The sequence below is a fragment of the Lysinibacillus sp. RU7 genome (assembly GCF_057837305.1).
On record NZ_JBYQFK010000253.1, the window covers coordinates 1 to 245 of the forward strand.

Annotated in this window: 1 protein-coding gene; it reads right to left on the minus strand. The window is 65.3% G+C overall.

Going from position 1 to position 245, the window contains the following annotated elements; translation table 11 throughout:
- Positions 1–245 (minus strand): TerC family protein (locus tag AC3II9_RS22310; protein WP_489158944.1); only part of this gene is annotated, 245 nt, incomplete at both ends.

A 245-nucleotide genomic window follows, 5' to 3' on the forward strand; every position in this document is an offset into this window, starting at 1 on the left:
CGAAGATCGCGGGGATCGAGTCGAGGGCGAACAGCAGGTCGGTGGTGCCGAGGGTGAGGATCACGATGAACATCGGCGTGATCATCTTCTTGGCGCCCTCGCCGCTCACGACCAGGCTCTTGCCGTGCCACTCCGAGGTGGCGGGGAAGCGGCGCTCGACGAACGCCACGAGCTTGTTCTCCTCGAACTCGTCGTCCTCGTCCTCCGCCCCCTCCTTGGCCAGCTTGAACGCCGTGTAGACCAGG